Source organism: Bacteroides cellulosilyticus DSM 14838, assembly GCF_000158035.1.
In the GTDB taxonomy this organism is placed as follows: domain Bacteria; phylum Bacteroidota; class Bacteroidia; order Bacteroidales; family Bacteroidaceae; genus Bacteroides; species Bacteroides cellulosilyticus.
Genome location: NZ_EQ973489.1, coordinates 322,370 through 329,207, shown reverse-complemented (window position 1 = coordinate 329,207; position 6,838 = coordinate 322,370). Strand labels below are relative to the sequence as shown.

The 6,838-nt window shown below is 46.5% G+C and carries 2 protein-coding genes and 1 pseudogene; 1 reads left to right on the top strand and 2 read right to left on the bottom strand.

All coding sequences use genetic code 11. From position 1 onward, the window contains the following. Positions 1 to 345 precede the first annotated feature (345 nt). Entirely contained in the window at positions 346 to 3,666 is a 3,321-nt protein-coding gene (locus BACCELL_RS03965; protein ID WP_007210267.1) for a beta-galactosidase, read from the top strand. A 101-nt stretch (positions 3,667 to 3,767) separates the two neighbouring features. On the opposite strand, the gene BACCELL_RS03960 is transcribed toward BACCELL_RS03965, so the two are convergent. After that, positions 3,768 to 6,095, bottom strand: a complete 2,328-nt coding sequence (locus BACCELL_RS03960; protein WP_007210266.1) for a glycosyl hydrolase 115 family protein — start codon at positions 6,093 to 6,095, stop codon at positions 3,768 to 3,770. Positions 6,096 to 6,185: 90 nt separating this feature from the next. Further along, positions 6,186 to 6,838, bottom strand: a pseudogene (locus BACCELL_RS03955) (rhamnogalacturonan acetylesterase); the annotation flags it as partial.

Below are 6,838 nucleotides of genomic sequence, written 5' to 3'. Positions count from 1 at the left end.
CCGCTAAATTCGTAGAAGAATGGGGCTTCGCCTTCAAACCTTCACTCCAGACTTTCGATTTTACCCATTTTTCAGGCGAGATACTTTTTACTTTCTTGCCACTTTGAGCAGAGACAGACAGACAAACCGCAAGCATACAGGCAGTTGCCAATAACCATTGTAAGTGTTTCATGTTAATGTTTTCTATAATTTCGTTTACTGACTACAAAGATATAAATTATAAATCGTATTAAATTGAAACATCTGTCTACCTATATTGAATTATTTGTGGAACATTAAATGATAAGTCGTTCTTATCTTTGCAACAGAAATTAATTCGTAAACTAACAATAAACCATTCAAATCATGAGAAACATTTTCTGGAGTATGACATTAGTTGTTGCCTGTTTGTTTGGAGCTGCTACAGCGCAAGCCCAAAAACAAGTAACCACCAACAATGCCATCGTGCCGGGTGAAGTATGGAACGACACCGACGGTAACCCCATCAATGCACATGGCGGCGGTATCCTCTACCATGAAGGAACGTACTACTGGTACGGTGAGTACAAAAAAGGTAAAACCATCCTGCCCGAATGGGCCACATGGGAGTGTTACCGCACGGATGTAACCGGCGTGAGCTGCTATTCATCCAAAGACCTGCTGAACTGGAAGTTCGAAGGCATCGTGCTTCCCGCAGTGAAGGACGACCAAGGCCACGACCTGCACACCAGCAAGGTACTGGAACGTCCGAAGGTGATTTATAACCCAAAAACCAAGAAATTCGTGATGTGGGCACACGTGGAAAGTGCCGACTACAGCAAGGCATGCGCCGGAGTAGCCATCAGTGACTCCCCTACCGGAGAATTCACCTATCTGGGCAGTTTCCGCCCCAACGGTGCCATGAGCCGCGACCAAACCGTATTCGTAGACGATGATGGCCGTGCCTACCACTTTTATTCGTCAGAAAACAATGCAACGCTGTACATCAGCGAATTGACTGACGATTATCAAAGACCGAGCGGACGCTATACCCGTAACTTCGTCAAGGAAAGCCGCGAAGCTCCCGCCGTCTTCAAGCGTAACGGAAAATACTACATGCTCTCTTCCGGCTGTACCGGTTGGGATCCCAATCAGGCTGAACTGGCAGTAGCAGACTCCATTATGGGTGAATGGAAAACAATCGGCAACCCTTGTACCGGAACAGATGCCGACAAGACATTCTATGCTCAAAGCACTTACGTGCAGAAAGTTATGGGCAAGAAAGACATGTACATTGCCATGTTCGACCGCTGGAATAAGAAAGACCTGGAAAACTCACGTTATGTATGGCTTCCCTTCTCCTTCGAAGGTGATAAAATCACCATTCCCTGGCGTGACAAATGGAACTTCGACAGCTTTGCCGACCAAGGTCGTTTTGAAGCCGGCAAAGGAACTTTCCTGCTGAATGGCAAACCATTTGTGGTTAAAGCCGCCGAACTGCACTACCCACGCATCCCGAAACCTTATTGGGACCAACGCATCAAGTTGTGTAAAGCACTGGGAATGAATACCGTTTGCCTCTATGTATTCTGGAACTCTCACGAACCGCAACCCGGCGTATATGACTTTACGGAGCAAAACGACCTGGCCGAGTTCTGCCGTCTGTGCCAGCAAAATGATATGTATGTCATCCTTCGCCCCGGACCATATGTTTGCGCCGAGTGGGAAATGGGTGGTCTGCCATGGTGGCTGCTTAAGAAAAAGGATGTACGTCTGCGCGAATCCGATCCTTACTTTATTGAACGTGTAGCTCTGTTCGAAGAAGCCGTAGCCAAGCAAGTGAAAAACCTGACGATTGCCAATGGCGGTCCCATCATCATGGTACAGGTAGAAAACGAATATGGATCTTACGGAGAAGATAAGGGTTATGTATCCCAAATCAGAGACATCGTACGTGCCAACTTCGGAAATGACATCGCCCTGTTCCAATGCGACTGGGCCTCTAACTTCACCCTGAACGGACTCGATGATCTGATCTGGACCATGAACTTCGGTACAGGTGCCAACGTCGACCAGCAATTTGCCAAACTGAAACAACTTCGTCCCAACAGTCCGCTGATGTGTTCTGAATTCTGGAGTGGTTGGTTCGACAAATGGGGTGCCAACCACGAAACCCGTCCTGCTGCTGATATGATCAAAGGCATCGACGATATGTTATCAAGAGGCATTTCATTCAGCCTGTATATGACACATGGAGGTACGAACTGGGGACACTGGGCAGGCGCCAACTCTCCCGGCTTTGCACCCGATGTGACGTCTTACGATTATGATGCACCTATCAGTGAATCCGGTCAGACAACTCCTAAGTATTGGGCGTTGAGAGAAGCCATGGCGAAATACATGGATGGTGAGAAACAGGCGAAAGTACCTGCACTGATCAAACCTATCAGCATCCCTGCTTTCAGATTCACAGAAATGGCACCATTGTTCGAGAACCTGCCCGCAGCAAAGAAGGATGAAAACATCCGTACCATGGAAGAATATAACCAGGGCTTCGGAAGCATCCTCTACCGCACTACCCTGCCTGAATTGAAATCGCCCGCTACCCTCACAGTGAACGATGCGCACGACTATGCACAGGTATTCGTAGACGGGAAATACATCGGCAAACTCGACAGAAGAAACGGTGAAAAGCAATTGGTACTCCCCGCCTGCGTCAAAGGTTCCAGACTTGATATTCTGGTAGAAGCCATGGGTCGTATCAACTTCGGACGTGCCATCAAAGACTTCAAAGGAATCACGAAAAACGTAGAACTTTCTATGGACATCAACGGATATCCTTTCGTTTGCGACCTGAAGAACTGGGAAGTTTTCAACATTGAAGATACCTATGAATTCTATCAGGGCATGAAGTTCCAGCCGATAGAGTCATTGACAGATCGTCTCGGACAACGTATTCCGGGTGTTTACCGTGCTAAATTCCAGGTGAAGAAACCGAGTGATACTTTCCTGAACTTCGAAACATGGGGCAAAGGACTGGTTTATGTGAACGGTTATGCATTAGGTCGTATCTGGGAGATCGGTCCTCAGCAAACTCTTTATGTACCAGGATGCTGGTTGAAGAAAGGTGAGAATGAAATCGTAGTTTTCGATATTGTAGGCCCTAAAGAAGCTAAGTCCGAAGGTTTAAGTGAACCGCTCCTTGACCAACTGCTTGTGCAGAAACCCTTGACACATCGCAATGAAGGCGAAAACCTGAACTTGTCAGGTGAAAAGCCTGTATTCACGGGAAGTTTCAAGCCGGGTAACGGCTGGCAGGAAGTTGAATTCAACAAACCTGTTACCGGACGCTATGTTTGCATTGAAGCATTAAACTCACAGGATGGAAAAGACTTGGCTTGTATTGCCGAAATGTATTTCTTGGACAAGGATGGTAGCCGTTTGTCCCGCGAGCCTTGGATTGTGAAGTATGCCGACAGCGAAGACGTGGCTCACGTCAACCGCTCTGCCGACAAGACTTTCGACCTTCAGGAATCCACCTATTGGAGCACAGAAAAAGGTAGTCCTTATCCGCATACGATTGTAATCGATCTGGGCGCCAGTCATGCATTGACAGGTTTCCAATGCTTACCCCGAATGGAAAGCGAAGTACCGGGGGGCATCAAGGATTTCAAGATTTATGTGAAGGGGGAAAACTTCAAATACTAATCTGATTCACCACAGAGTAACACAGAGTCCCACAGAGTTCTATTGATTTAAAATCAAATGAATGAACTCCGTGGGACTCTGTGCTACTCTGTGGTGAGATCTTAATAGAGTATCACCTGATCCAGCACCACTCCTTCATCCAAAGCCGTAATAACCAGCTTATGAGAAGCCTGTTTATTAATCGGTAAAGTCACTTTCCGAATAGCCTGATTACGCAAAATATTCTCTTTCCATTCTTCACTGCGTCCTTTCGTCTCATAAGATACCGTTTGAGGAACGGCCTCATCTACAGATATAGCGAAACGAAGCTGTTTCTCATCCAGTGGATGACTTGGCAATAGCCTGATCTCAACTTCAACAGAATCTTTTCCATAATCATCAAAAGCGAAGGTCAGAGAGGAACCTTTACGGATACCCGCCGCTTTTCTTTCATATCCTAAGCCCTCGTACGGAACAGGTTTCCCATACGTACATTCCATAGCATTCCATTTGCAGAGCATTTTCCGGTCTGTCACCATAGGCTCGGTAGCGGTAGTATGCTCTACACGCTTGAATACCGGCAACTTACGGGGTTGAAAATCCATCATACGGTTCCATTTCCCATTCTGCAATGAATTATATTGCTGCGTCAAGGATGCAATGCTGTCAAAGGCAGCATCACTTTGTTTCCAGTCAACCTTAGAGTGACGGGCAAGCTGGGCAGTCAGAATTTTCCGGTTCATTTGTGCAGCGGCCTGCACCGGATATTTCACAAGCTGGAAGTAAGCATCCTGCCTGTCCGCCGGGATGTTACTCTCCATTCTCTCGACAACATCGGACAAGACGGTATAAGATCTCAGACGCTCACTAATAGCCTGCTCGCTCCAAGGCAGATCTTTAATCACCTTGTATTTCGGATCCCGCTCTTCTTCACGCGTATTTCCCATAAATTCGGGCTTACGGATGTAGGATAGCTGGTAATGCGCTTCCATGGCAGGCAACAGTTCCTCGGCACAATTACTTCCAAATTCCTGCCCCAACCAGGATTTCAGATGGGCAGTGACTCCAATTTCGTTCACTTCATCTATGTTCCACGCCATATCCAGGAAAAGCTCTATCTGATATTCCGCAGGTTTGATATCACCCACATTCAACACCCACATCTTCTGGATGCCACGGTCGTAAGCCAACTTCATTTGTTGATGAAGCAGATAAGGGCTGAGAGTTCCCAACCAAAGATAATCGTGAGGACGGCCCCAGTAAGATACATGGTAATAGATACCGTTGCCTCCCTTACGGGCACGCTCTTCCGCCGTCGGGAAGTGACGGATATACCCGTAATTATCATCACACCAGATCAACGTTACATCATCAGGCACCTGTAAGCCGGCATTATAAATATCCAACACCTCTTTATAAGGAATAAATGCTTGCGGAATAGCCGTAACATCTTTATTGACATACTTCTGCAAGAGTCCGCGCTGGTCTTTAAGCACACGTTCCAATACAGCTTTCTGTTCTGCTACGGTTTTGGCTCCCTGCATCTGTCCGTCGTGCACACCACGCATACCCAAAGTATAGATATTACCTTGTTGAGCAACCTCTTTCACCCGGTCTTCCCAGAATTTATAAACAGACGCACTATTATTCACATAGTCATAATCACCCTGACCGCGACGGCGCCACTCACCGGCAGCGCTACACACCATCGGTTCACAATGCGATGAACCTATAAAAATACCATATTCTTCCGCAACTTTCCTGTTGCCTTCCGTCAGGAAGAAAGGCAAAGTACATTCGTGCATCGCAGGCCAATAGGTATTGGCACGTAAACGCAGCAACAGTTCAAAGATACGTGCATTCGTCTTCGGACCGATATGTCCTTTTATATCCGACGGTTCATACGTCTGACTACTCCAAGGCATCAATCCCCAGTCTTCGTCATTGATAAATATACCCCGATATTCCACGGAAGGAGATTGCAATGTCTGATACTCAGCCGGCAGCACAAAAGAAGTCTTCTTCTCCGGTGTTACATCCGCCCACCATTCCCAGGGAGATACACCTATCAGACGGGATAATTCCATGATACCATAAGCCGTACCATGCGAATCACTACCTGCTACCAGCAATTTTCCATCCGGCAGAACCTGCAAAAGGAAAGCCTGTTTCTTGCCTGTCAAAGCACTTACGTCCGCACTCACAGCTTTCAACAACGGGCTTTTTCCAACCGTACCTACTATGATATTCCCTTGCCGGGCATCTACGGCGGCAGATGCAGAAAATACCGATTGATAATCACGTATGAACAGTTTCAATGCGGTTTGCACTACCTTCTCTTCCGCATTATCACAAGCCAACTTGATCGGTTGGTCGGAACGCAGACTAAACTGTGCACAACAAATCTGTGTCACCCAAAGAAAAACTAAACCTATAAATCCCTTCTTCATATATTTCAATTTATTTTTCAAAGCTATATTCTATACATTTCTTCAAAAACTGATTTTATTATCCTTATAATCGGCCGCATACACTTCCGGATCATAGTGCCGGACATAAGGGGCCAGTGCTGGAACAACCTTAGCAACAGCTTCCATAGCAATGCCTGCCACTACTTTTCCGCCATAAATACTCAAATGCGTATTGTCTATTTTTCCTTTCGGACAAAAATCATAAATCCCCGCAGGCACCCACATAAAGAGGCTTTTTGATTTTTCTACGCCCAGATCTACCACCAGATCATGCGTCAGTTTATTCAGATCGACAAAAGGCACGTCCATTTCTTCAGCTACCCTACGGGGAGAATTCAGATACTCCCCATGCGTATCCACAAGCACATTTCCTTCCACCTCATAACTTCCTTTAGGCTCCGTCACCCCTTCAGGAGGAAAGTTTCTCCGCACAATGGAATTAAACAGTACAGGATAAGCTCCCTTTTCGCGGGTTTCTCTTACGAAACGACGTAGGTTATCATCAAATGTAGTTCCCGGATCGGTATGCAGTTTTTCGGAAGCTTTCTCATCATTATGTCCGAACTGAATAAACACATAATCTCCCTTTTTCAATTTGGCAAGCACCGCATCCCAACGCCCTTCATTGATGAAACTCAATGAACTCCGTCCATTCATGGCATGATTGTCCACTGCGACATCCTCCGTCAGAAAACAGGGAAGCATCTGCCCCCAACCACGTT